Raw genomic sequence first — 1822 nt, forward strand, 5'->3', positions numbered from 1 at the left:
GTTTTAGAATCCATTACATATATTTTAGTGAAAGGCCTTTCACCATCTTATCACCTAGGGGGCAATCATAATGAAATTTTTGTCATACCTTACAGTAATTTTGGTGATTCTTGGCGGTTTGAATTGGTTGTTTGTAGCGTTAGATTATAATGTAGTTGAGAAATGGTTTGGTTCTATGCCGGCGTTTGTGGATACTATTTATTGGCTCTTTGGTCTTTCAGCTATTTATCAAATTTTCGATCGGTTCTTTACGAGTAAATAGCTATTATACTTTATTACTAGAGTGTTAAGTATGATTATGTACTTAACACTTTTTTGTATGTTTATGAAATAAGCGTCAAATATTCCCCACCTATAATTTGTAAATAACCCATGAGATAATCTCCGTACATACTACATGTGGAGTTTTTTTAGGAATTTACAGTTATAACATCTCATATTTTGTTTATAATTGTAAATAGTTATTGAAATCTATAAATGTTATTTCTTTTTTAATAAATAAAAAATATAAAAAGGAAAAATAATGCAACTTTTTAACGCGCTTATTCGTGTTATATATGAAAGGAGGAGGGGGATGGAAATTGAAGAAATATATAAAGTTTATATAAACGATGTGTACCGGTATTTATTTTCCCTTTCTCGTAGCCATCACGTAGCGGAGGACTTGATGCAGGAGACTTTTTATCGGGCGTATCTTTATCTAGAAGACTATGAAAACCAAAAGGTAAAATCATGGCTATTTAAAGTGGCATATCATACGTTTATTGATTTTGTTAGGAAAGAGAAAAAAGTAACTTTTGTAGGAACGGAAGAATTAGAGACAATACAAGCAGGGGAATCTACAGAAGAGTATGTAGTCGCAAAAAATAGTTATGAAAAATTAATTCAGATTATTCATACTTTACCAGTGGTAGAGGCACAATCTATTTTATTATGTGACGTACATCAATTAACGTACGAAGAGGGTGCTACTGTATTAGATTTAAAGGTAAACACGTATAAAAGTCACATATTTCGCGGGAGAAAGAGATTAAAAGAATTGTTAAAGGAGGAAAAGAGTCAAAATGACAAATGATAAACCTCATTCTGAACAAGATGATTATAAAGAATTGTTACAAGAAGCTCTTGATCAAAGACCGGCTTCACTTCCTGATGGAAAACAGGAGCAAGTGTTGAAAATAGGTAAAAAAAGAGCGCGTATTACGAATGTTTTGATTGTATTTACTTTTTTACTACTTATTCAACCTATTTTATATATATCTACACTCTTATATTATACAGTGGCACCTACAAACGCAATGGAGATACGGAATGTAGTAAATCAAACGTTAAGTGTAACAGAACCAAATGTATTTTTGAAAGATAGGGACATGGAGCAAACATTGCTACCGTTTAGTTTGCAATTGCATTTTGATTTGTATAAAAGGGTAGGAAAGAAAGATATTCGAATAGGAGAAGAGAAAACAGATTATGTATTAAGTAGAGCAACGAAAGTAAGCCGTGAATATACAACAGATGAAAAAATTCCAGAAGTCCCATATATAGATAACGAGGTGTTGTCTCATCCTAATAATTATAATGCGTCCTATAATAGTAGCGAAGAAGCGCAGGTATTAAAGGGTCTTCCGCAAGAATCTGTTGTAGAAGCATTTGTATCTTTTAGAGAATTATTAAGTGTACAAGAGGTAACGAATATGTTTCCTACTATTGATATTGTGTGGTATGCCGTTAATACAGGATTAGAGGAGAAGCAAACGAATGAAGAGGGTATGTATGTAGCCCCGATTGGCTTTCCAGCAGAAATGATTTCAAGTCCAAGTGG

General features: G+C 32.7%; 3 protein-coding genes. All 3 read left to right on the top strand.

The genetic code is table 11. The features are described from left to right. Positions 1 to 70: 70 nt before the first annotated feature. Positions 71 to 262, top strand: coding sequence for a DUF378 domain-containing protein (locus tag AC1DTM_RS24910; protein WP_016095805.1), 192 nt, complete (start codon positions 71 to 73; stop codon positions 260 to 262). 312 nt (positions 263 to 574) lie between these two features. Further along, positions 575 to 1075, top strand: coding sequence for a sigma-70 family RNA polymerase sigma factor (locus tag AC1DTM_RS24915; RefSeq protein ID WP_033714735.1), 501 nt, complete (start codon positions 575 to 577; stop codon positions 1073 to 1075). Beyond that, positions 1065 to 1822: sigma factor regulator N-terminal domain-containing protein (locus AC1DTM_RS24920; protein ID WP_477001139.1), on the top strand; the 758-nt coding region annotated here is incomplete at its 3' end. The genes AC1DTM_RS24915 and AC1DTM_RS24920, both read left to right, overlap by 11 nt.

It is taken from the genome of Bacillus sp. P4_D3, from assembly GCF_056401855.1.